Origin of the sequence: Amycolatopsis ruanii, assembly GCF_003385175.1 — a bacterium.
Classification (GTDB): Bacteria; Actinomycetota; Actinomycetes; order Mycobacteriales; family Pseudonocardiaceae; genus Amycolatopsis_E; species Amycolatopsis_E thermalba.
This window is the reverse complement of sequence record NZ_PQHY01000080.1, coordinates 1-22,321: the sequence shown is the minus strand read 5'-3', so window position 1 is coordinate 22,321 and position 22,321 is coordinate 1. Positions and strand designations below refer to the sequence as shown.

Below are 22,321 nucleotides of genomic sequence, written 5' to 3'. Positions count from 1 at the left end.
GCGTCAGTCGCGGGTCACGCCGTGCATCGGCGAGGTCGGCGGGTAGGTCGGCAGCTGCGGCTTCTGCGCGCCGATGATCACCGCGAACAGGGCGTCGGTGTCGCCGATGTTGCGCAGGCTGCGCGGCACCCCGGCGGGGACGCGGATCAGGTCGCGGTAGCCCAGCACGCGGCTGGCGGTCTTGGTGCCGTCCTCGACGTCGTGCACGGTGACCTCGAGGGTGCCCTCCAGGACGAAGAAGACCTCTTCCACGTCGTGGTGGGTGTGCTCGGGGCCGATCGCCCCGGCCGGCAACCGCATGTTGGAGAAGGTGAAGTGCTCCGAGGGCAGGATGCGGTTGTCGGTGTCGTGGTTGCCGGTGGCGCCGGAGCCGATGTAGCGGACCTGGGCGCGGCGGAACTGGTCGCCCGCCTTGGCCTGGAAACCGAGCGTGTCCCAGTCCTCGTAGCGCGATTCGCGGGTTGCGATGCAGGAGTCGATCAGTTCCTCGAGGCCGGCTTGCGTCGTCGTCACGGGATCTCCTTGGATGTCTTAGCTCTAAGGGAACTTGGGAAGAGTTTGTAGCACCGCCGCCCGGTCGCCGACAACCCTTAGCGCTAAGTTTTCTGCGGGTTCGTTCCAATGCCGTCAACACCTTCCAATTAACTTAGAGCTAAGTTATTCTGCCGAGCCTGGACGGCGTGTGGAGGTGGCTCGATGACAGTGCCCGCGGACGAGATCCTGGTGGCCGGGCGGTGGCGGGGTTGCGGGGGCGCACCGCTGGAGTGCGTGGACCCGGCGACCGGTGAGCCGATCGCGGTCGTGCACGGCGCGTCCGCGCGGGACGTCGACGAGGCGGCCCGCGCGGCGTCGGTGGCCGAGTGGGCGGCGTTGCTGCCGCACGAACGGGCCCGGGTGCTGGCCCGGGTCGGCGACCTGATCGAGCGGGACGCGGAGTCGCTGGCCCTGCTGCAGACCCGCAACACCGGCAAGACCCGGCGGGAGACGCGGGCGCTGGTCGCGAGCGCGGCCGGGACGTTCCGGTTCTACGCGGCGGCGCTGGAGACGATGGAAACCGCGCTGACCCCGCAACGCGGGCCGTGGCTGACCATGTCGGTGTACGAGCCGATCGGAGTGGTCGGCGCGATCACGCCGTGGAACTCGCCGATCGCCAGCGACGCGCAGAAGATCGCGCCCGCGCTGGCCGCGGGCAACGGCGTGCTGCTCAAACCGGCCGAGGCGACCCCGCTGGTGTCGCTGGCGCTGGCGCGGCTGGTGCTGGAGGCGGGGGTGCCGGCGCCGTTGCTGTCCGTGCTGCCGGGCCCGGGGTCGGTGGTGGGGGATGCGATCGTGCGGCACCCGCTGGTCGGCAAGGTCGCGTTCACTGGCGGCACCTCGACCGGGCGGGCGATCGGGCGGATCGCGGCGGAGAAGGTCATGCCGGTGACCATGGAGCTGGGCGGCAAGTCACCGACGATCGTGTGCCCGGACGCGGCGGTGGAGCAGGCGGTGGCCGGGATCCTGTACGGGATCTTCTCCTCCAGCGGCCAGAGCTGCATCGCCGGGTCGCGGATCTTCCTGCCGGAGTCGCGGTACGCCGAGTTCCGGGACCTGCTGGTGGCGGGGGCGTCCCGGCTGAGGATGGGGCCGGGCACCGCGGCGGACACGCAGGTGGCGCCGCTGGCGACGGTCGCGCACCGCGACCGGGTGGCGTCGCTGGTGGACCGCGCGCGGGAGGAGGGGGCGCGGGTGCTGTGCGGGGGAGAGGTGCCGTCCTCGGTGGGCGCGTACTACCCGCCGACGCTGCTGGAGGGGCTGCCGAACTCGTCGAAGACGTGCCAGGAGGAGATCTTCGGCCCGGTCGGGGTGCTGCTGCCGTACCGGGACGAGGAGGACCTGGTGGCGCAGGCGAACGACACGGTGTACGGCCTGGCGTGCGGCATCTGGACCGCCGACTACCGCCGCGCGTGGCGCCTGGCGCGGCGGATCGAGGCCGGGACGGTGTGGATCAACACGTACAAGCAGTTCAGCATCTCGACGCCGTTCTCAGGCAGGAAGGAGAGCGGGCTGGGCGTCGACAAGGGCCGCGAGGGGATCCTCGGGTACCTGCGGCAGAAGAGCGTGTACTGGGGCCTGGACGAGGAGCCCCTGCCCTGGGCGGGCTAGGGCGTACCGCGCCAGGGACCGCGCCTCAGCCGGCCGGCGGACCGGGGACTGCGGCGGCAGCACCAGATCGACCTGCCGGGCACCCTGGGCACCGAGCTCCAGAGACACGTCACCGACCCCGGGACTGACCGCCCCGGGCCCTGGCGGTTGGACCACCAAAGCTCACCGGCTCGCCGGTGGCGCCGGGGCGGCGCCCACCCCACGCTGCGGGAACCTAGCGCCGCTTCTGGCGGTCGGCCAGGGCCTGGATCCGGGCGATCGCGGCGGCGCGCGCGTCCGTCGCCTCGCCCGCCGGGCCGGTGGGGAGCGGCAGCATCGGCTCGGGGCGGTGGTTGAGCAGCAACGGGTTCCCGAGCAGCTCCAGCCCGTTGCCGCCGCGGAGGTAGCGCTGCGCGAACCGCACACTTTCCGGCCTGCCCTGCTCGTAGGCGTCGACGAACACGGCCTCGGTCCGGTCCTCGTCGAGGGTCAGGAAGCCGTCCCAGGCCAGTGCGACGTGGCGGGGCACCGGGTCGGCCGCGGCGAGGTCCTGCCGGGCCAGCGCGACGCTGCCCTCGACGGTGAAGTTCTCCTCGTCGTCGACGTAACGCTTCGCGACCTTCTCGCCGTCGGGCAGGACGGCGAGCACGAAGGGCACGAACCCGGACGCGGTGTCCTCCGCCTCGTCCACCGCGTGGTCGATCGCGTCGAACAGGGTCGCCGTGGCGTCGTTGCCGAGGTTCGGCACGGGGTCGGTCATCAGGCAGCCTTCCGGGAGGTTGATCTTTGCCGTCCGACTCCCCGGCGGCCCGATCGGTTCCCTCAGCGCTCGGCCCGGTCGGCCATCTCGGCCAGCCGGATCGAGTGCTCCAGACGGCTCAGCAGTTGCGCCAGCTGTGTCCGCTCGGTCTTCGTCAGGCCGGCGAGCATCCGGTTCTCGTTGGCGAAGTGGACTCCGGCGACCTTGTCGGTCAGCGCGAGGCCGTCCTCGGTCAGTCCGATGTAGACGATGCGCCGGTCGGTGGCGTCGCGTTCGCGGTAGACCAGGCCGGCCGCCTCCAGCTTGTCGACCCGCTGCGTGATGCCGCCCGTGGTGAGCAGGTTCGCGTCGGCCAGCTCACCGGCCGTCCGGCGGTACGGCGCGCCCACGCGGCGCAGCGCGGCCAGGATGCCGAAGGCGGAGATGTTGATCCCGTACCGCCCGAACACGCGGTTGAGCTGCACGGTGTAGCCGTCGAAGGCCCGGTGCAGGCGCCCGAACACCGCCAGCGGCGACGCGTCGATCTCCGGCGCCTCGCGACGCCACTCCGCGAGCATCACGTCGACCGCGTCCGGCTGCGGCTTGTCGCGCTTGGGCATCGAACCCCCTCCAAGGTATTTTCAGGGTAAGAATATCACCGCTAAGATAGGTGGGCCGCCTGCCCGGCCTCGTCCCGCCACCCCCGACTCCGTAACCTGTTCCGGTGACTACGGAGGGTCTGACCGTGGACGGCGCCGGCGGGCTCCTGGCCGGCCGCTACCGGCTGCGGAGCCGCCTGGGCGCCGGGGCGATGGGCGTCGTCTGGCTCGCGCTCGACGAGCGCCTCCAGCGCCCGGTCGCGGTGAAACAGCTGTGGCCCGGACCGGCGCAGGGCGAGCAGGCGCGGCAGCGCATCATGCGCGAGGGCAGGATCGCCGCGCGGCTGCGTCACCCGCACGTCGTCACCGTGCACGACGTCGCCGAGCACAACGGCCAGCCGGTGCTGGTGATGGAGTACGTGCCCGCCCGCAGCCTCGCCGCGCTGCTCGCCGAGCAGGGGCCGCTCGCGCCCGAGGCCGTGGCGCGGATCGGGGTGCAGGCCGCGTCCGCGCTGGCGGCCGCGCACGCCGCCGGGATCGTGCACCGCGACGTCAAACCGGGGAACCTGCTGGTGAGCGACGACGGCGCGGTCAAGATCGCCGACTTCGGCATCTCCCGCGCCACCGGCGACGTCGCGCTGACCCAGGCCGGCCTGGTCGCCGGCACCCCGGCCTACCTGGCCCCGGAGATCGCGCGCGGACAGGAACCCAGCCCCGACTCCGACGTGTTCTCCCTCGGCGCCACGCTGTACGCCGCGGTCGAGGGCGTCCCGCCGTTCGGGGAGGACGAGAACTCGATCGCGCTGCTGCACCGCGTTGCCGCCGGCGAGGTCCCGCCGCCGCGGCGGGCCGGCCCGCTCACCCCGGTCCTGACGGCCGTGCTGCACGCCGACCCCGCCCAGCGCCCCAGCACGGTGCAGATCGTGACCGCGCTCCAGGCGGTCGCCGACGGGCAGCCGGTGCCGCCACGCGCGTTGAACCCGGCGCGGGCCCGGACGCAGCCGGTGGTGACGCCGTCCGCGCCGACGGTCCCGGTCGCCCCGGTCGGCGGCGGGACCCTGCTGAACCCGCGGCCCACCGCGCCCCCGAACCGGCGGCGCTTCCTGCTGCCCGTGGCGGGGGCGGTGCTCGCGGCGCTGGCGGTGGTCGTCCTGATCACGCAGCTCACGCCGGACCCACCGGCCCCGGCGCCCGCACCGCCCGCCGCGCTCGACGCCGCCTCGATCACCGCGGCGGTCAGCGAGTACTACGCCCTGCTGCCCGCGCGGCCGGACAACGCCTGGGCGCGTCTCGGGCCGCGGATGCAGGCGCAGGGCCAGGACGCCTACCGCACGTTCTGGTCGCGGATCACCCGGCTGACGATCACCACGCCGCCCGCGGTGGTCGCCGCCAACACGGTGTCGGTCGGCATCGCCTACACCGTCGAGGACGGCCGCACGATCACCGAGACGCACCGCCTGGAGCTCATCCGGTCCACACCGTTCCCCCTGATCGACGCCGACGCCGTGCTGTCCAGCGAGACGAGCACGCCCCCACCGCCGCCCTCCACGCCCGCGCCCACGACCGTGGTGGAACAGAAGCAGAGCGACCCCGGCGACGACGAGGAAGAGGAGCGCAAGGACGACAAGCCCGGCCGCGGACACGGCCGTGACCGCGACCGCGACTAGTCCAGCCGGAACGCGGGGGCGGCCAGAACAAGCCCCACCGCGCCGAGTCCGGCGCCGACCCACGCCGCGGACAGGTAGCCGTGCCCGGCGGCGATCGCGCGGCCGCCCAGGCCGGCTCCGATGCTGTTCGCGGCGTTCGAGGCGGTCTGGTTGAGCGCCGTGCCCCCGCCGGCCGCGGTGACGGTGTTCAACGGCCGGCCGCGCTGGGAGTGCTGGACGTGCTGCGCAGGTCCGGCCTCGCGGTGCCGGGGGACGTCAGCGTCATCGGGTACGACGACAGCAGCCTCGCCGGCTTCAGCCACGTCGACCTGACCACGGTCGCGCAGGACGCCACGGCCCTCACCACGCTCGCGGTGGCCCGCGCGATCGACCGCATCGAGGCGGCCCCGGTGCGGCAGCGCGACGTCGTGTTCACGCCCCGCCTGGTGGTCCGCGGGACGACCGGCCCGCTCGGCGGCTGAGGGCCCGGCTACTGCGGCACCGTCGACCCGCGGGCGACCAGCTTCGCCCGGAGCTGCACGTGCTGGGGGCGCCTCGGGGCGTCGCCGGCGGTGATGCGGTCCAGCAGCTGCCGTCCCGCGCGGGCGCCCAGGTCGTAGGTCGGCTGCTCGACGATCGTCAGCCCGGGGCGCACCAGCGTCGTCCACGGCTCGTCGTCGAAGCCGATCAGCGACAGCTGCGACGGCATCCGCAGCCCGCGGTCCTGCGCCGCCCGGTACGCGCCCGAGGCGAGCACGTTGTCCGTGCACAGCACCGCCGTCGGCGGCTCCGGCAGGTCCAGCAACCGGTTCAGCGCGTCGTAGGCCGACTCGCGGTCGTACCGCGCGGCGGCCACCAGCTCGGCGTCCACCGGCAGCCCCGCCGCCTCCAGCGCGCTCACATACCCCCGCAACCGCACCGCGCTCGGGAACAACCCGCGCCGCCGGTTGCCCGTCCGCACGCGCGCCAGCTGGTCCCCGGCCTCGGTGATCACCCCGATCCGCCGGTGCCCCAGCTCCGCCAGGTGCCCGACGGCCTCGGCCGCGGCGTGGTCGTTGTCCACGGTGACGCTGTCGGCCTCCGGCACCCCGCTGACCTGTCGGTCGATGAGCACGACCGGCACCCCGGCGTCCATCGCGCGCCGCAGGTGCGCCCCCTCGCCGGGCCGCGCGGCCGCGACGATCACGCTGTCCACCCGCTTCTCCGACATCACCGTGACCGCCCGCTGCTCGGCCTCCAGCACCCCGCCGGTGTTGGCCAGCAGCACCTCGAACCCGGCCGGGGACGTCACGTCGGTGATCCCGCGCAACGCGGTGGCGAAGAACGGGTTCGCCACGTCGGTCACCACCACGCCGATCGTCTGCGTGCTTCCGGTGACCATGCTGCGGGCCAGCCCGTTCGGCCGGTACCCCAGCTCGGCCGCCGCCGCCAGCACCCGCTCCCGGGTCCGCTCGCTGACCTGCCCGTACCCGCCCAGCGCGCGCCCCGCGGTCGCCGTCGAAACGCCCGCGGCCCGCGCCACGTCGATCAGCGAGGCCGCTCCGTGCGTGGTCACCCGCATGCCTCCCCAGTGCACAAGCCGTTCACAAAAAGAAGTCTTGACTGATGCTACTACCGGCTGAGAAGGTTCTCACCCAACAGGTACTGAGAAGGTTCTCACTCAAGCGAGGCCCAGCACATGACACTTCGGATCGGCGTCGACACCGGTGGCACGTTCACCGACGTCTGCGCCCTCGACGAGCAGACCGGACGCCTGTACGTGCGCAAGGTGTCCAGCACCCCCGACGACCCCGGACGGGCGATCGTGACCGGGGTGTCCCAGCTGCTGGACGAGATCGGCGGACGCGACCTCGGCGACGTCGGCTACTTCGCCCACGGCACCACGGTCGGCACCAACGCGCTGCTCACCGAACGCGGCGCGCGCACCGGCCTGCTCACCACCGCCGGCTTCCGCGACCTGCTGGAACTCGGCCGGGGCCGGCGTCCTTCGCTGTACGACCTGCAGGCCGACAAGCCCGCCGCCCTGGTGCCCCGGGACCTGCGGCTGGAGGTGGACGAGCGGGTCCGCCACGACGGCCGGGTCGAGCGCCCCCTCGACGAGGACCAGGTCCGCGCGCTCGCACGCGAGCTGCGGGAGCAGAACGTGGAAGCCGTCGCGGTCTGCTTCCTCTACAGCTTCGTCGACCCGGCCCACGAGCGGACCGCCGAACGCATCCTCACCGAGGAGCTGCCCGGCGTGCACGTGTCGGTGTCGTCGGCGGTGCTGCCGGAGTTCCGCGAGTACGAGCGTCTGTCCACAGTGGTCGTCAACGCCTACCTCGGCCCGGTGGTCGCCCGCTACCTGGCCCGGCTGCGCACCCGGCTGAGCGAACTCGGCCTGCGCGCCACCCCGCACGTCACCCAGTCCAACGGTGGCATCATCCCGTTCGAGACGGCCGAGCGGATGCCCTCCCGCATGGTCCTCTCCGGCCCCAGCACCGGGGTGGTCGGCGCGGCCGAGATCGCCCGCGCCGCCGGATACCCGGACATCATCACCTTCGACGTGGGCGGCACCTCCTCCGACGTTTCGCTCGTGCAGGACGGTGTGCCCAAGTCGTCCAGCGGCACCGAGATCGACGGCAGGCCGGTGCGCGCGCCGATGCTGGACATCCACACCGTCGGCGCCGGTGGCGCGTCGACCTCGAGGATCGACGCGGGCGGCGCGCTCAAGGTCGGCCCGGGCAGCGCGGGCGCCGACCCGGGACCGGCCTGCTACGGCCGCGGCACCGAGCCGACCGTCACCGACGCCAACGTCGTGCTGCGCGTGCTCAACCCCGAGTACCTGCTGGACGGCCGGATGAAGATCGACGCCGCAGCGGCCCGCGCCGCGGTGTCCACAGTGGCCGGTCCACTGGGGATGGACGTGCTCGACGCGGCGCAGGGGATCGTGCGGGTCATCACCGCCAACATGGCCCGCGCCATCCGCGTCATCTCCGTGCAGCGCGGCTACGACCCGCGCGACTACGTCCTGGTGCCCTTCGGCGGCGCCGGTCCGCTGCACGCCGTGCGCCTGGCCCGCGAGCTGGGCATGCGCACCGTGCTGGTGCCCGAGACGCCCGGCGCGCAGTGCGCCGCCGGTCTGCTGATGACCGACATCCGGGCCGATTTCCTGCGCACCCGCATCTCCCCGCCAGACCACGACGTGGTCGCCGGGGTGTTCGCGGAGCTGGGATCCGAAGCGACGGCCTGGCTGGCGGAGGAGAACGTCCCGGCCGAGCGTCGCCGCGTCGAGCGGTTCGCCGAGATGCGCTACGCCGGCCAGAACCACGAGCTGCCGGTGCCGGTGCCGGAGGGCGAGATCACCGCGGACACGGTCGCGCAGCTGACCAAGCGGTTCGCCGCCGAGCACGAGCGGATGTACGGCTACTCCTCGGCCGAGGACGCGGTGCAGGTGGTCACCTTCCGCCTGCGCGCCATCGGCGAGGTCGCCCGCGCCCAGCTGCACCGCGCGCCGCTCGGCGACCCGGACGCGAGCGCCGCGATCCGCGCCACCCGCGAGGTCTACCTGCCCGAAAGCGGCGGGTTCACCGCCTGCCCGGTGTACGACCGCAGGCTCCTGGCACCCGGCCACCGCATCGACGGCCCCGCGGTCGTCGAGCAGATGGACACCACCACGCTGCTGCTCCCCGGCGACACCGCCGTCGTCGACGAGCTGCGCAACCTCGTCGTGACGGTGGGCCGATGACCCACACGGAAGGGAAGACCATGCAGGACCCCGTGCTGGTCGAGGTGATCGGCTCCGCGCTGTCGTCCATCGTGGAGGAGATGGGCGAGACGCTGGTGCGCGCGGCCTACTCGACCAACATCAAGGAACGCCGTGACTGCACCGCGTCACTGTTCGACGCCGCCGGCCGGATGCTCGCCCAGGACGAGGGCGGTTCGCCGCTGCACCTGGGCTCGCTGATGGGCATCGTCGACGAGATCACCCGCCGCTACCCGGCGGATACGATCGAAGACGGCGACACGTTCATCGGCAACGACCCGTTCACCGGCGGCGGCTCGCACCTGCCCGACATCGTGCTGGTGTCGCCGGTGTTCCTGGACGGAGAGATCACCGCGTGGGTGGCGAACCTGGCCCACCACGCCGACTTCGGCGACCGCGGCCACGCGCACATCTTCCAGGAGGGGCTGCGGATCCCGCCGGTGCGGCTGATGCGCCGCGGCGAGCTGCAGACCGACCTGTTCGAGCTGATCCTGCTCAACTGCCAGGTGCCGCACGAGCGCCGGGCCGACCTGCGTGCCCAGATCGCCGCGAACCGGCTCGCCGTCACCCGGTACACCGAGCTGGCCGGGCGTTACGGCCGCGACACGCTCGTCGCGGCGGCCGCGGCGCTGCTCGACTACACCGAGCGCCGCACCCGCGCGGCGATCGCGAAGGTGCCCGACGGCACGTACACCTTCACCGACCGCTTCGACTGCCCGGAACTCGACGACGAACTCGACCTCGGCGTCACCGTCACCGTGCACGGCGATGAGGTCACCTTCGACTTCACCGCGCCGCCGCAGGTCCGGGCCAGCGTCAACGTCGTGTGGACCGCGCTGTACGCGGCGGTCTACTACTCGCTCAAGACGCTGGTGGACCCGGACATCGTCCCGAACGCCGGGCTGCACCGGCCGGTCACCATCAACGCCCCGCGTGGTTCGGTGCTCAACTGCGTCGAACCCGCCGCGGTCAACGGCCGCAGCGAGACCTGCCAGCGCGTGGTCGACCTGATCCACGGCGCGCTCGCCACCGCCGTGCCGGAGACCGTGACCGCGGCGAGCAACGGCGCCAACACCGGCGTGCACTTCTCCGGGGTGGACAGCCGCACCGGCCGCTACTTCGTCTACCTGGAGACCATCGGCGGCGGGTGCGGCGCGCGGCTGGGCAAGGACGGCATGGACGGCGTGCAGGTGCACATGACCAACACCAGCAACCTGCCGGTCGAGGCGCTGGAGACCGAGTACCCGCTGGTGGTGGAGGAGTACGCGCTCATCGACGACTCCGGCGGCGACGGCCGCACCCGCGGCGGCATGGGCATCCGGCGCACCGTCCGCGTCGAGGAGACCGACGTGCACTTCTGGCTCGACACCTCGCGGCAGCGGTCGCGGCCGTGGGGCCTGTTCGGCGGCGGCCCGGGCGCGAGCGCCGGGGTCGAGCTGTCCGAAGGCGCGCAACCCGTCGAGCACGGCTACACCCGGCTGCAGCCCGGCGACCGGGTGTCGATCCTGACCGCGGGCGCCGGTGGGTTACGGGCCACCGTCCGAACGCGACCCGGACCAGGTCCGCCGCGACGTCGCCGAAGGCCGCATCTCCGCGGAACGCGCCCGCACGACCTACGGGGTGGAAGCATGATCCGCACCGCGGTGATCGGCTTCGGCGTGTCCGGGCGGATCTTCCACGCCCCGTTCCTCGCCGCCGACGAGAACTTCTCGCTCGACTTCATCGTCACCGGGAACCCGGAGCGGGCAGCGCACGCCGAGGCCGAGTATCCACAGGCGACCGTCCTCGCCACACCCGGCGAGCTGTTCACCCGGGACCTCGATCTGGTCGTCATCGGCACCCCGCCGGCCACGCACGCCGAACTCGCGGCCACCGCGCTCGACCACGGCCTGCACGTGGTGGTGGACAAACCGTTCACCGTCACCAGCGCGCAGGGCGAGGCGCTGATCGAGCACGCCCGCCGCGCCGGCCGCGTGCTCACGGTGTTCCAGAACCGCCGCTGGGACGGCGACTTCCGCACCCTGCGGCGGCTGGTCGAGGACGGCGAACTCGGCCGGGTGCACACCTTCGAGTCCCGGTTCGAGTGGTGGAAGCCGCAGGGACCACGCGACTGGAAGGCGCACGCAAGCGCCGCGCAGGGCGGCGGCATCCTCTACGACCTCGGCACCCACCTGATCGACCAGGCCATCCAGTTGTCCGGCCCGGTCGAGCGGGTGCACGCCGACCTCGCCCGCCGCGGCGCGGGTGACGCCGACGACGACACGTTCGTCGTCCTGACCCACGAGAACGGCACCCGGTCGCGGCTGTTCATGTCCGGCCTCGCCGCCCTGCCCGGGCCGCGGTTCCACGTCCTCGGCGACCGGGCCGGCTACACCAAGCACGGCCTGGACCCGCAGGAGGACGCGCTCAAGAGCGGCGCCCGTCCCGGCGACGACGGTTTCGGCCGGGAACCGGAAGACCACTGGGGCACGCTCGGCGTCCGCGGGAACACCCGGCGCGTCGAGCCGGAACCCGGGGACTACGGCGAGTTCTACCGGCTGCTCGCCACCGCGATCGACCGCGGCGGGCAGCCACCGGTCGACCCGCGCGACGCGGTGGACGTTCTTCGCATCATCGAGCGGGCACACGCCCGGAAGGGGGATCTTTCCCGATGACCGCAGCCAAGCACGTCGTCGTGGTGGGCGGGGGCGTTCTCGGCGTCTCCACGGCCACGCACCTGCAGCGCGACGGCGTGGCCGTGACGCTCGTGACCGAGGGCGAACTGGCCGACGGCGCGTCGGGGCGGTCGCTGTCCTGGCTCAACTCGGCCGGGACCCGCTCGGCGGCCTACCACGCGCTGCGGATGGCCGGCATCGACCGCTACCGCACGCTCTTCGCGCAAGACCCGGCCCGCGAGTGGCTCCGCTTCGACGGCGGCCTGCACTGGAGTCTCGACCAGGACGCGATGCGGGAGCGGCACCGCGCCGAGGTCGCGCACGGCTACGACTCGAAACTGGTCTCGGCGCACCCGGGTCTCGCCCCGGACGCGATCCCCGAGGTGGCCGTGCACAACCCCGGCGAGGGCTGGGTTTCGCTGCCGCACCTGATCGAGCACCTCGCCGCGGAGTTCACCGCGCTGGGCGGCGAGATCGTCACCGGCGCCGGGCGCGCGAGCGTCACGACCGCCGGGGGAGTGGCCACCGGGGTGACCACCACCGGCGGGCGGCGGTTCGCGGCCGACGCCGTCGTGGTCGCCTGTGGCGCCGCCACCTCGTCCGTGGTCGCGGAGCTGGGGGTGTCCATTCCGGACGCCTCGCCGCTGTCGATGCTCGTGCTCACCGAACCCGCCGACACCGCGGTGACCGCTGTGCTGAACACCCCGCGCGTCGCGCTGCGGCCCAACCCGGGCGGCACGTTCGCGCTGGACCACCACTGGTACGAGGACCGGATCACCGAGGCGGCCGACGGCACGTGCGTGATCGACGAGTCGGTGGTCAAGGAACTCACCGCCGAGGCTTCCGCGCTCCTGGACGGCGGGGTCACGCTGACCGCCGCGTCCTGGAAGCTCGGCCGCAAGCCCATCCCGGGCGACGGCGAGCCGGTGTTCGGCGAGCTGTCCGCCGTGCCGCGGTGTTTCCTCGCCTTCACCCACTCCGGCGCGACGCTCGGCCTGATCGCCGGGGAGCTGCTGGCCGGCGAGATCCGCACCGGCGAGCCCCACCCGATGCTGGCGCCCTTCCGGCCGGACCGCTTCCGGCCCTGACCCCGCAAGGAGAACCGTGACCGACCACGACACGCGGGCCCCCGCCACCGACCTGCGCTCGCGGCGCAAGGTGATCATGTCCGCGATGCTCGGCAACGTCGTCGAGTACTACGACTTCGGCCTCTACGGCACGCTGGCCGTGATCATCTCCCGCCAGTTCTTCCCCGAGGGCAACGCCACCGCCGCGCTGCTGTCGACCTACGCGGGTGTGGTGCTGTCCTACGCGCTGCGGCCGCTGGCGGCGATCGTGCTGGGCCCGCTGGCCGATATCAAGGGCCGCCGGTTCGTGCTGCTGCTGACGATCGCGGTGATGAGCGTCGGCACCGCCGGGATCGGCCTGCTGCCCACGTACGCGGCGATCGGGATCGCGGCGCCGATGATCCTGTTGTTCTGCCGGGTCCTGCAGGGCATCGGGGCCAGCGTCGAGTACACCACGGCGGCCAACTTCATCTTCGAGCACGAGCGCGGCAACCGGCGCAACTACCTCGCCGGGCTGTCCGTGGCGTCCACTTCGGTCGGTCCGCTGCTCGCGACCCTGGTGTCCTACCTGGTGATCTCCGTGATGCCGGCGCAGGCGTTCAACGACTGGGGCTGGCGCATCCCGTTCCTGCTGTCGATCCCGATGGCGCTGGTCGGCATCTACATCCGCCGTCACGTCGAGGAGACCCCGCAGTTCAAGGAGATGGCCGAGCTGGCCGAGCGCAGCAAGGTCAAGCAGACTCCGTTCCGCACCGCGGTGCGCGAGCACTGGGGCGCGATGCTGCGCGCCATCGGCCTCGGCGCCGGGCAGCGGGTCGGGTCGTTCGTCATCCAGGCCTACTTCGTCACCGCCATGGTCAAGGCCGGGTTCGCCGAGAACAACGCGCTGCTCGCCTCGCTGCTGACCTACGCGATCGGCCCGATCCCGGCGATCTGGGGCGGCAAGCTCGCCGACAAGCACGGCGCGCGGATCCCGCTCGTGGTCGGCTACGGCCTGTTCGTCGTGCTGACCGTGCCGACGTTCCTGGCGATCGGCTCCGGCTCGCTGTGGCTGGCGGTGGTCGCGGTGGTCGCGTTCACCTTCATCAACAACTTCGTCGGCGCGCCGCTGACCACCGCCTACGTGATGAGCTTCCCGGCCGAGGTGCGGGCCAGCGCGTCCGCGCTCAACTACAACATCGGCACCACCGCGCTGGGCTCGACCGCCGGCCTGATCGCGGTGTGGCTGTTCGACCTCACCGGCACCAACGCCGCGTTCGGCTGGTACATGACCGCGATCTGCGCCGTCTCGATCCTGGTGGCGTTGTTCGCGATGCCGGCCGCCGTCGACGAGCAGCGCCGCAAGACGCTGGCGGAGGCCTGATGGACGCCCGCACCGCCGACGCGCTGGCCCGCGCGGCCGCCTACGGTCCGAAGGAGCCGGTCGAGGCCGAGCGCGGCATGGTGGTCACCTCGCACCCGCTCGCGGTGCGGGCCGGGCTCGACGTGCTCCGCGACGGTGGCACGGCCGCCGACGCGGCGCTCGCGGCGGCGGCGACCCAGCTGGTGGCCGAACCGCACATGACGGCGCTGACCGGCGGACTGGAGATGCTGCACTGGGACGGCGCGCGCGGCGAGGCGAGTTACCTCAACGGCAACGTCGCCGCGCCGCTCGCCCCGCTGCCCGGGTTCACCGGCGCCGACCTCACCACCGGCCGGGGCGTTCCGGTCCCCGGCTGGTGGCCGGCCTTCCGCGCCGCGCACGAGCGGTTCGGCAGGCTGCCGCGGGGCCGGTTGCTGCGGGACGGCATCCAGCTGGCGCGGGACGGGTTCGCGGTGAACCCCTACCTGTTCGGCGAGATGTACGCGCACCGCGCCGAACTCGGGTGCCACGAGCAGGCGCGGGAGGTGTTCCTGCCCGGCGGCAGCCTCGTCGCGCCGGGGCAGACGCTGCGGCAGGAGCGGGTCGCGCGCACGCTGGAACGGCTGCGGGACGAGGACCTGGACTACTACCTGGGCGACTTCGCGCGGGCGTTCGCCGCCGAGTGCCGCCGCGGCGGCGGGGTGATCACGACCGACGACTTCGCCGCGTACGAGTCGCAGTGGTCCGAGCCCCTGCGTGGCACCTACCGGGACGTGGAGGTCGTGGCGTCCGCGCCGCCCGACGACGGCGGGTGCCAGCTCATCGAGGCGCTCAACATGCTGGAGCTGGTGGACCTGCCGGGCCCGGCGCACGCTTGCGTGGACACCCTCGACCTGCTGGTGGCCGTGCACAACGAGGTGTACTACGCGCCGCCCCGCACCGCCGCCACCGACGTGGGAACGCTGCTGTCCAAGGACTTCGCGGCCCGGCGGCTGGACCGGCTCGCCGGGCCGGCACCGGCCGGGCCGGTGCCGGTGCCCGGCACGATCCACGTCACGGTCGTGGACGAGCAACGCAACATCGCGTCGGTCACGCACTCGCACATGGCGTCGCCGTGGGTGAACGGGTTGTTCGCCGAGGGGTTCCAGCTCTCCGGCGGCGGGTCGTTCTTCCAGCGCGGCATGCCGTGGCCCGGCGAGCGCGCCACCGTGTACCTCGCACCGAACCTGGTGCTGCGGGACGGGGTGCCGGTGCTGGCGTCCGGGTCGCCGTCGGTGTCGCTGGTCGCGTGCGTGCTGCAGAACCTGGTGAACCTCCTCGACTTCGGGATGTCCATCGAGGAATCGGTGGCGGCCCCGCGGTTCGGCGTGCGGCCGCACGAACCCGCGGCGGGGTGGCTGCCGGGCGTGACGCTGGAGCACGGGTTCGCGCCCGCGGTGGCGGGCGAGTTCCGGCGGCGGTGCGCCGAACGCGGGCTGTGGCTGCGCGATCTCGGGCCGTGGCACTCGCTCACCGGCAACTTCGAGGGCGTGACGCTGGACGGCGGGCTGCTGCGGTCCTGTGCGGACCCTCGCCGGAACGGCGCGGCGGAGGGTTACTGACCGGTCTTGGTCTACGTGGCGCAACGCTGTGGTCGCGACGCAGCAACTTCGCGCCACACGGGTGGTTTCCGGGTTTGCGCCATCACCCGTTCGGGTATCGCTGGCCGGTCCCCATCGGAACAGGACCGGCGGCGCGGCCCGTCCTGCCGGCAGAAAGAGTTGCCATGATCGTTCTTGGCGTCATCCTGCTCATCGTCGGTCTGCTGACCGGCATCAACATCATCTGGACGATCGGAATCGTGCTTCTGGTCGTGGGCGCGGTGCTGGCGATTCTCGGCGGCACCGGCCGGAAGGTCGGTGGCAGGGCGCACTGGTTCTGATCCGGGCTCCATCCGGTGCCGGCCTCCGTCCGGGGGCCGGCACCGGCACGTCGTCAGGCCAGCAGGTGGCCCAGTCCCGCGGCGGCGAGCGCCACCCGGGACGCGTGGCTGGCCGGCCCCACCTGCACCGGGATCCGGGCCGCCGTGTGGGCCAGCTCCGCGGCGCCGGACACCGACAGGAAGTCCACTGCGGACAGGTCGACCTCGATGAGCCGGGGCGACAGCCGCCCGGCCGCCGCGAGCGCCTCGGCCAGCGACGGGACCGTCAGCAGGTCCACCTCGCCGGCGACGCGCCGCGGCACCACCTCGTCGTCCAGTACCGCCGTCCGGATGTCCACTTCCGCCCGGCCGGAGTCCGTCACGCGGCCTCACCTCCCCGCACAGTCTGAACACGGTTCAACCTCCGCGGAGGCATCCCGGTGCGGATTCACCGGATCCAGTGATGGGCGGGCGCGTTTAGGCGGTGATCAGTCAGGTGGTCACCGCGCGGAAGCCGGCCCGCCAGGGCGTTTGAAGCGCCCCGGCTTCACCGAGCCGGGAGAGCGGTTCGACCCACGCCGATCAGCGCGCTCGCGTCGAGGGTGCCCAGTCCGGCCACGCGCAGGCCCTCGGCGAACCGGTCGCGGACCCGGGCCAGGGCGTCGGGGGACAGGCCGGTGACGAAGCCGCGCATCGCCGAGCCGAGGTAGAACGTCCAGGCGTCGTCCGGGTGCAGCGGCTGGACGTAGTGAACCTCCCGCACCTCGACGTCGTGCAGGCCGATGCCCGAGAGCCAGTCGCCGAGCTTGTCCGCGGTGTCGATGCGCAGGCTGTGGTTGGGCCGTTCGGGCGCGTCCGCGAGTCCGGGGTTGTCGGGCAGCGCGGCGGCGCGGCCGATCGGGACGATGCGGGCCATGCCGTCGGCGCGCCAGGCGCTCACCGCGAACCGGCCGCCCGGGCGCAGCAGCCCGGCCAGGTGGCGGCTGCCGGCGTCCATGTCGGGGAAGAAGAACACGCCGAACGAGCTCTGCACGACGTCGTAGCCGTCGTGCGGCCAGGCGAGGACGTCGGCGGCGGTGAACCGCAGCGAGTGCAGGCCGAGGGCGGCCGCTTCCCGGCGGCCCTCGTCGAGCAGGCCCTCGGCGATGTCGACGGCGTCGACGGAGCCCTCGGGTCCCACGGCGCGGGCGGCCGGGATGGCGGAGGCTCCCGCGCCGCAGCAGGCGTCGAGCACCCGCTCGCCGGGCCGCGGCCGCGCCACCGCGGTCAGGATTTCGCCGAGCGGCCGCCACAGGCGGGCCGACCAGGCGGTGAACTCCGATCGGGCGGCGGTGAACACACCCGCGACGGCCTCGGGATTCATGGTTGCTCCTTCTCGGTTCAGTGCCACGCGTCGAACAGATTCTCCCGGCTCAGCGCCTCCGCCGGTGGCCCTTCCGCGACGATGCGCCCCCGGCCCAGGACCACGCAGTGATCCGCGCGCCGCGCCTCGGCGAGGTCGTGGGTCGCGTGCACCACCGTCACGCCGCTGTCGGCGACCTCGCGGAGCGTTGCGGAGATCGTCTCCCGTGCCGGCACGTCGAGGGCTGCCGTGGGTTCGTCCAGCAGGAGAAGGCCCGCCTCCTGCGCGAGGGCCTGCGCGACCAGCACCCGCTGCCGCTGCCCGCCGGACAGCGCGGACAACCGGCGCCCGGCGAGCGACTCCACGCCGAGCCGCGCCAGGCACTGGTCCACCACGGCCCGGTCCTGACGGGACAGCCGCCGCCACGGCCGGCCGGCCCAGCGTCCCATCCGGACGGTCTCCCGCACGGTGATCGGCAGCAGCGCGGGCACCGTGTCGTGCTGCACCACCAGCGCCGGCCGCCCGGCGGGGCGTTCGACCTCACCCGCGACCGGCCGGACGATCCCGGCGAGCACCCCGAGCGCGGTCGACTTCCCGGAGCCGTTGGCGCCGACCACGGCGGTGACCGCGCCGGCCGGGAACCCGGCGGAGACCTCGTGGAGCGCGATCTGCCGCGCGTATCCGGCGGAGATCCGGCTGAGGGTGGCGCCGGTGCGGGTGGTGGCCGTGGTGGTGGAGGTCATGGGAGTTCGCCTTTCCCGGAGACACTGCTCGGGGTCGTGCTGGTGCGGGTCGTGCTGTGAGTCATGGCAGTTCGCCTTTCCCGGAGGTGTTCACGCCGGTCAGGGCCGTCCCGGTGGGGGTTGTGCTCCCGGCCATCGCGGCTCGCCTTTCTTGAGCCGTCCGCCCGAAGCCGCCGGTCGGGGCCGCGCCGGTCCGGATTGTGCTCCGCGTCATGCCACCTCACCTTTGTAACGATAATCGTTTTCACTATAGGGTGACCCACTGTGGAGTGGTTGATCGCCCCGTTCGAGGTGTCCTTCGTTCAGCGGGCTTGGTGGGGAGGGGTCCTGGTGTCGGGCGTGTGCGCGCTCGCCGGGACGTGGATGGTGTTGCGGGGACTGGCTTTCCTCGGCGACGCGATGTCGCACGGCATGCTGCCCGGGGTCGCGATCGCGGCCCTGCTCGGCGGCAGCCCGGTGCTCGGCGCGGCCCTGAGCGCGGGCGCGATCGCGGCCGGGGTCACCGCGCTGGGCCGGTCGCGCCGGATCTCCCAGGACACGAGCATCGGATTGCTGTTCGTGGGCATGCTCGCCCTCGGCGTGATCATCGTCTCGCGCTCGCAGTCGTTCGTGGTGGACCTCACCGGCTTCCTGTTCGGCGACGTCCTCGCCGTCGGCCACCGCGACCTGCTGTTCCTGGCCGGTGCGCTGGCCGTGGCCGCCATCGTCGCGCTGCTGGGGCACCGCTCGTTCGTCGCGCTGACCTTCGACGAACGCACCGCGCACACCCTCGGTCTCCGCCCGCGCCGGGCGCACGCCGCGCTGCTCGGCCTGGTCACGCTCGCGATCGTGGCGTCCTTCCACGTCGTGGGCACGCTGCTGGTGTTCGGCCTGCTGGTCGCGCCGCCGGCGGCCGCGCTGTACTGGGCGCGGCGCGTGCCGGTCGTGATGCTGACGGCCGCGCTGCTCGGCGCCTTCGCCACGACGGCCGGCCTGCTGATCTCCTGGCACTGGGGGACCGCCGCCGGTGCGACCATCGCCGCGGTGGCCGTGGCCCTGTTCGGGCTGTCGGCCCTGGCCGCGCGGCTGCGCGACCGCGTGCCGCGCAGGACGCTGACCCTGCTCGCCGCCTTCCCGCTCGCGGCCTGCGCCGCGGAGCCCGCGCCGCCCGCCGAGCCGCCGCACGGTTATGTCGAAGGCGCCGAGGAAACCGCCGAGGCGCAACCGCGGCTCGTGATCGCCGACCGGAACGGCGCGGTCCACGTGCTCGACCTGATCACCGAGCAGACGACCGAGCTGGCCCCGGCGCCCGGCGTGCAGCGCGTCGCCACCGACGGCCGCTTCGCCTACCTGTCCTCCGGCGGCACGGTGCACGTGGTGGACAGTGGTTCGTGGATGGTCGATCACGGCGACCACGTGCACTACTACCGCACCGCGCCCACCACCGCGGGCACGCGCCCCGGCGGGCCGGTCGTCGCCGCCCACGCCGACAGCGCCGTCACCGCCCTGGTGTCCGAGGGCCGCACCACGCTGACGGCCGGCGGGGAAACCGCGGGCGCGGCGGTCCCGCTGGGGGAGCGGCTGGTGGTCGCCGACGGCACCCTGGAGGTCCGCGGCCGCGACGGCGCCACCGAATCGGTGCTCGAACCGGCCTGCGCCGATCCGCGGGGCACCGCGCTGACCCGGCGGGGAGCGGTGTTCGGCTGCGCCGGCGGAGCCGTTCTGGTGTCCGAAAAGGACTTCACGGCGACCAAGATCCCGTACCCTGCCGACGTTCCGCCGGAGGAACGCGCGGTGGAGTTCAGCCACCGGCCCGGCAGCACCACCCTCACCGCCCGCGCGGGCGACCGCGGCGTGTGGGTGCTCGACGTGACCGCGAAGACCTGGCGCCGGTTCGACACCGGGCCGGTGGTGGCCGTCAACGCGGTCGGTTCCGGCGGAGCCGTGCTCACCCTGACCGCCGACGGCGTGCTGCACGCGCTGAACCCGGAGACCGGCGCGGAGACCGCGCGCCGCCCGCTGATCAGCGGACCGGTCGACCCGGGCGCCACGATCCAGGTGGACACCAGCCGCGCCTACGTCAACGACGCCGCCGCGCGGGTGGTGCACGAGATCGACTACGCCGACAACCTGCGGATCGCGCGCACCCTGCCGGTCGGCATCGCGCCGGCGCTGCTCGTGGAGACCGGCCGATGAGCCGCCTCGTGGCCGCGGTCCTGGCGGCGGTGCTGGTGCTCGCGGGCTGCGCCGGGGGCGGCGACCGCGCCGGGGTGGTCGTCACGACGAACATCCTCGGCGACGTCACCCGCGCGATCGCCGGGGACCAGGCGGAGGTGACCGTGCTGATGCGGCCCGGCGCCGACCCGCACTCGTTCGCGCTCTCCGCGCAGGAGGCCGAGCGGGTGGCCGACGCCGGACTGGTCGTCCACAACGGACTCGGGCTCGAAGAGGGCGTGGCCCGCAACGTGGCGGCGGCCGCTGAAGCGGGGGTGCCGACCCTCGCCGCGGGGGAGGCCGCCGACCCGATCCCGTACGCGGAGGGCGCGCCCGACCCGCACTTCTGGACCGACCCGGGACGGATGCGCCTGGTCGTGCGGGCGATCGCGGACGAGGTCGCCCGGGTACCCGGGGCCGACGCGGCGATCGTGCGGGCCAACGCCGAGGGGTACCTGCGCGAACTGGACGCGCTCGACGCGTGGATGACCGAGCGCTTCGCCACGATCCCCGCCGAGCGCCGCAAGCTGGTCACCAACCACCACGTGTTCGGATACCTGGCGCAGCGCTACGGCTTCGAGGTGGTCGGCGCCGTGGTGCCCAGCGGCACCACCCTGGCCTCGCCGAGCCCGTCGGATCTCGCCGGGCTGGCCGGCGCGATCCGCGCCGCCGGGGTGCCGGCGATCTTCGCCGACTCCTCGCAGCCCGACCGCCTCGCGCGGGTGCTGGCCGACCAGGCCGGGGTGCACGTGCGGGTCGTCCCGCTGCACTCCGAATCGCTGACCGCGCCGGGCGGGGGAGCGGCGACCTACCTCGAGATGATGCGGTCCAACACGGACGCGATCGTCACCGCACTTGCCGAGAACCGATGAGAAAGGTTGTCCCCATGAGAAAAGCGCCCGTGGCGCTGTCCATTGTGGCCTGTGCCGTGCTGGCCGCGTGCGGCACGAGCCCGTCCGCCGCGCCGGAGGTCACCGACCCGGTCGTGGTCACCTACGACGGCGGGCTCCTGGTGCTCGACGGCACCACGCTCGAGCAGAAGGCGGACCTGCCGCTGTCCGGCTTCAACCGGATCAACCCGGCCGGCGACGACCGGCACGTGATGGTCTCCACCGCGGAGGGCTTCCAGGCGCTGGACGCGGTGTCGGCGGAGCTGACCGACGTGAAGTTCCCCGGCGCGAAGCCCGGCCACGTCGTCCGGCACGCCGGGCGGACCGTGTTGTTCTCCGACGGCACCGGCGAGGTCACCGCGTTCGACCCGGGCACGTTGTCGGGCGGGCAGCCGGCGACCGAGGTGTACCGCGCGGCCGAACCGCACCACGGGGTCGCCATCGAACTGTCCGACGGGCGGCTCGTGGTGACCCTGGGTAATGAGGAGGAGCGGCGGGGCATCGTCGTCCTCGACGACGCGCGGAAGGAGATCGCGCGCAGCGAGGAGTGCCCGGGCGTGCACGGCGAGGCGACCGCGGCCGGCGAGGCGGTGGTGATCGGGTGTGAGAACGGGGTGCTGGTCTACCGGGACGGTGTCATCACGAAGGTGGCCAGCCCGACGGAATACGGTCGTATCGGAAACCAGGCCGGTTCCGACGCGTCGCCGGTCGTGCTGGGTGACTACAAGCAGGACGAGGACGCCGAACTGGAGCGCCCGCGGCAGGTCTCGCTGATCGACACGGCGACCGGCACGCTGCGGCTGGTCGACATCGGCACCAGCTACACGTTCCGCTCGCTGGCGCGCGGCCCGCGGGGTGAGGCGCTGGTGCTCGGCACGGACGGCGGGATCCGGGTGATCGACCCGGCCACCGCGCAGGTCACCCGCACCATCCCGGTGACCGCGGCGTGGGAGGAGCCGCTGGAGTGGCAGCAACCCCGCCCGGCGATCTTCACCCGGGGAGCCGACGTGTACGTGACCGAACCGGCGACGCGGCAGGTGCACCTGGTCGACCTGGGAACGGGCCAGAAGCGGACGAGCGTGACGCTACCCCACGAGCCGAACGAGCTGAGCGGCGTCGCGGGACACTGAGGGAAGGGGCGGTCACTCCGGTGGCCGCCCCTGCGGTGGCGACCCTCCAGGGCAGGGGCGGCCTGCTGGCGGTTCGAGCCCCGCCTTCTCACTCCTCGGCGGCCGCCTTCTTCGGGGGTGGCCTCGCGCTCTGGCTGCGCGGCGGGTCGGTTCACCGCGGGAGTGCCCGGACGGCTGCCCGCGATGCGGCCGCCGAGGAGTGAGAAGGCG

Annotated in this window: 19 protein-coding genes and 2 pseudogenes; 13 read left to right on the top strand and 8 right to left on the bottom strand. The window is 73.3% G+C overall.

The window, feature by feature from the left end; all coding sequences use genetic code 11:
* Window positions 1-3 precede the first annotated feature (3 nt).
* Complete coding sequence (locus D0D28_RS29760) at window positions 4-513, bottom strand: cupin domain-containing protein (protein WP_094005240.1); 510 nt, start codon at window positions 511-513, stop codon at window positions 4-6.
* Window positions 514-696: 183 nt separating this feature from the next.
* Here D0D28_RS29760 and D0D28_RS29755 point away from each other — a divergent pair, with 183 nt between their 5' ends.
* A complete protein-coding gene (locus tag D0D28_RS29755) occupies window positions 697-2,145 on the top strand; it encodes an aldehyde dehydrogenase (protein ID WP_116114310.1) in 1,449 nt (482 codons plus the stop codon).
* A gap of 214 nt (window positions 2,146-2,359) precedes the next feature.
* On the opposite strand, the gene D0D28_RS29750 is transcribed toward D0D28_RS29755, so the two are convergent.
* Window positions 2,360-2,884: a hypothetical protein gene (locus tag D0D28_RS29750; RefSeq protein WP_116114309.1), complete on the bottom strand. Its 525-nt coding sequence runs from the start codon at window positions 2,882-2,884 to the stop codon at window positions 2,360-2,362.
* Between the two features lie 62 nt (window positions 2,885-2,946).
* Window positions 2,947-3,483 carry a MarR family winged helix-turn-helix transcriptional regulator gene (locus D0D28_RS29745; RefSeq protein WP_094005237.1) on the bottom strand — a complete coding sequence of 179 codons (537 nt, stop codon included), beginning with the start codon at window positions 3,481-3,483 and terminating at the stop codon, window positions 2,947-2,949.
* Between the two features lie 104 nt (window positions 3,484-3,587).
* Between D0D28_RS29745 and D0D28_RS29740 the strand changes: the two genes are divergently transcribed.
* A complete protein-coding gene (locus D0D28_RS29740) occupies window positions 3,588-5,129 on the top strand; it encodes a serine/threonine-protein kinase (RefSeq protein ID WP_240323413.1) in 1,542 nt (513 codons plus the stop codon).
* Here the strand turns inward: D0D28_RS29740 and D0D28_RS37095 are convergent.
* A complete protein-coding gene (locus D0D28_RS37095) occupies window positions 5,126-5,320 on the bottom strand; it encodes a hypothetical protein (RefSeq protein WP_240323412.1) in 195 nt (64 codons plus the stop codon). The two genes, D0D28_RS29740 and D0D28_RS37095, sit on opposite strands and share 4 nt — an antisense overlap.
* Between D0D28_RS37095 and D0D28_RS37090 the strand changes: the two genes are divergently transcribed.
* Window positions 5,276-5,590, top strand: coding sequence for a substrate-binding domain-containing protein (locus D0D28_RS37090; protein WP_275895930.1), 315 nt, complete (start codon window positions 5,276-5,278; stop codon window positions 5,588-5,590). The genes D0D28_RS37095 and D0D28_RS37090 overlap by 45 nt on opposite strands.
* A gap of 8 nt (window positions 5,591-5,598) precedes the next feature.
* On the opposite strand, the gene D0D28_RS29730 is transcribed toward D0D28_RS37090, so the two are convergent.
* The gene (locus tag D0D28_RS29730; protein ID WP_240323410.1) at window positions 5,599-6,669 is read right to left on the bottom strand and encodes a LacI family DNA-binding transcriptional regulator; all 1,071 of its coding nucleotides are present in this window, start codon (window positions 6,667-6,669) and stop codon (window positions 5,599-5,601) included.
* Between the two features lie 117 nt (window positions 6,670-6,786).
* Here D0D28_RS29730 and D0D28_RS29725 point away from each other — a divergent pair, with 117 nt between their 5' ends.
* The 7 genes and pseudogenes from D0D28_RS29725 to D0D28_RS36345 all read left to right on the top strand — a co-directional run bounded on the left by D0D28_RS29725 (window position 6,787) and on the right by D0D28_RS36345 (window position 15,834).
* Complete coding sequence (locus D0D28_RS29725) at window positions 6,787-8,832, top strand: hydantoinase/oxoprolinase family protein (RefSeq protein WP_116114304.1); 2,046 nt, start codon at window positions 6,787-6,789, stop codon at window positions 8,830-8,832.
* Window positions 8,829-10,316: pseudogene (locus tag D0D28_RS29720) on the top strand (hydantoinase B/oxoprolinase family protein); the annotation flags it as partial. The gene D0D28_RS29725 and the pseudogene D0D28_RS29720, both read left to right, overlap by 4 nt.
* 162 nt (window positions 10,317-10,478) lie before the next feature.
* Entirely contained in the window at window positions 10,479-11,504 is a 1,026-nt protein-coding gene (locus D0D28_RS29715; protein WP_116114302.1) for a Gfo/Idh/MocA family protein, read from the top strand.
* Window positions 11,501-12,592, top strand: a complete 1,092-nt coding sequence (locus tag D0D28_RS29710) for an NAD(P)/FAD-dependent oxidoreductase (protein ID WP_116114300.1) — start codon at window positions 11,501-11,503, stop codon at window positions 12,590-12,592. The genes D0D28_RS29715 and D0D28_RS29710 overlap by 4 nt, the downstream gene beginning before the upstream one ends.
* A 16-nt stretch (window positions 12,593-12,608) precedes the next feature.
* Window positions 12,609-13,934, top strand: a complete 1,326-nt coding sequence (locus tag D0D28_RS29705; RefSeq protein WP_094005231.1) for an MFS transporter — start codon at window positions 12,609-12,611, stop codon at window positions 13,932-13,934.
* Window positions 13,934-15,514, top strand: coding sequence for a gamma-glutamyltransferase (locus D0D28_RS29700; protein WP_116114298.1), 1,581 nt, complete (start codon window positions 13,934-13,936; stop codon window positions 15,512-15,514). The genes D0D28_RS29705 and D0D28_RS29700 overlap by 1 nt, the downstream gene beginning before the upstream one ends.
* Window positions 15,515-15,678: 164 nt before the next feature.
* Window positions 15,679-15,834 carry a DUF6131 family protein gene (locus D0D28_RS36345; RefSeq protein ID WP_094005229.1) on the top strand — a complete coding sequence of 52 codons (156 nt, stop codon included), beginning with the start codon at window positions 15,679-15,681 and terminating at the stop codon, window positions 15,832-15,834.
* A 53-nt stretch (window positions 15,835-15,887) separates the two neighbouring features.
* Here the strand turns inward: D0D28_RS36345 and D0D28_RS29695 are convergent, their stop codons facing one another.
* The 3 genes from D0D28_RS29695 to aztA all read right to left on the bottom strand — a co-directional run bounded on the left by D0D28_RS29695 (window position 15,888) and on the right by aztA (window position 17,898).
* Window positions 15,888-16,196, bottom strand: coding sequence for an STAS domain-containing protein (locus D0D28_RS29695; RefSeq protein ID WP_116114296.1), 309 nt, complete (start codon window positions 16,194-16,196; stop codon window positions 15,888-15,890).
* A 164-nt stretch (window positions 16,197-16,360) separates the two neighbouring features.
* Complete coding sequence (locus D0D28_RS29690) at window positions 16,361-17,176, bottom strand: class I SAM-dependent methyltransferase (RefSeq protein WP_116114294.1); 816 nt, start codon at window positions 17,174-17,176, stop codon at window positions 16,361-16,363.
* A 17-nt stretch (window positions 17,177-17,193) separates the two neighbouring features.
* Entirely contained in the window at window positions 17,194-17,898 is a 705-nt protein-coding gene (gene aztA, locus D0D28_RS29685; RefSeq protein WP_116114292.1) for a zinc ABC transporter ATP-binding protein AztA, read from the bottom strand.
* 264 nt (window positions 17,899-18,162) lie between these two features.
* Here aztA and aztB point away from each other — a divergent pair.
* The 3 genes and pseudogenes from aztB to aztD all read left to right on the top strand — a co-directional run.
* Window positions 18,163-18,990, top strand: a pseudogene (gene aztB / locus D0D28_RS37085) (zinc ABC transporter permease AztB); the annotation flags it as partial.
* Window positions 18,991-20,069: 1,079 nt separating this feature from the next.
* Window positions 20,070-20,963 (top strand): zinc ABC transporter substrate-binding protein AztC, encoded by an 894-nt coding sequence (aztC, locus tag D0D28_RS29675; RefSeq protein ID WP_116114287.1) that lies wholly within the window; start codon window positions 20,070-20,072, stop codon window positions 20,961-20,963.
* Between the two features lie 14 nt (window positions 20,964-20,977).
* Window positions 20,978-22,111: a zinc metallochaperone AztD gene (gene aztD / locus D0D28_RS29670; protein WP_240323409.1), complete on the top strand. Its 1,134-nt coding sequence runs from the start codon at window positions 20,978-20,980 to the stop codon at window positions 22,109-22,111.
* Window positions 22,112-22,321: the final 210 nt, after the last annotated feature.

Excerpts from the sequence above, each read along its gene's own strand:
- aztD (WP_240323409.1), top strand. The coding sequence starts at position 20,978 with ATGAGAAAAGCGCCCGTGGCGCTGTCCATTGTGGCCTGTGCCGTGCTG.
- D0D28_RS29700 (WP_116114298.1), top strand. The coding sequence starts at position 13,934 with ATGGACGCCCGCACCGCCGACGCGCTGGCCCGCGCGGCCGCCTACGGT.
- D0D28_RS36345 (WP_094005229.1), top strand. The coding sequence starts at position 15,679 with ATGATCGTTCTTGGCGTCATCCTGCTCATCGTCGGTCTGCTGACCGGC.
- aztA (WP_116114292.1), bottom strand. The coding sequence starts at position 17,898 with ATGACCTCCACCACCACGGCCACCACCCGCACCGGCGCCACCCTCAGC.
- D0D28_RS29730 (WP_240323410.1), bottom strand. The coding sequence starts at position 6,669 with ATGCGGGTGACCACGCACGGAGCGGCCTCGCTGATCGACGTGGCGCGG.
- D0D28_RS29755 (WP_116114310.1), top strand. The coding sequence starts at position 697 with ATGACAGTGCCCGCGGACGAGATCCTGGTGGCCGGGCGGTGGCGGGGT.
- D0D28_RS29710 (WP_116114300.1), top strand. The coding sequence starts at position 11,501 with ATGACCGCAGCCAAGCACGTCGTCGTGGTGGGCGGGGGCGTTCTCGGC.
- aztC (WP_116114287.1), top strand. The coding sequence starts at position 20,070 with ATGAGCCGCCTCGTGGCCGCGGTCCTGGCGGCGGTGCTGGTGCTCGCG.
- D0D28_RS29745 (WP_094005237.1), bottom strand. The coding sequence starts at position 3,483 with ATGCCCAAGCGCGACAAGCCGCAGCCGGACGCGGTCGACGTGATGCTC.
- D0D28_RS29715 (WP_116114302.1), top strand. The coding sequence starts at position 10,479 with ATGATCCGCACCGCGGTGATCGGCTTCGGCGTGTCCGGGCGGATCTTC.
- D0D28_RS29750 (WP_116114309.1), bottom strand. The coding sequence starts at position 2,884 with ATGACCGACCCCGTGCCGAACCTCGGCAACGACGCCACGGCGACCCTG.
- D0D28_RS29690 (WP_116114294.1), bottom strand. The coding sequence starts at position 17,176 with ATGAATCCCGAGGCCGTCGCGGGTGTGTTCACCGCCGCCCGATCGGAG.
- D0D28_RS29725 (WP_116114304.1), top strand. The coding sequence starts at position 6,787 with ATGACACTTCGGATCGGCGTCGACACCGGTGGCACGTTCACCGACGTC.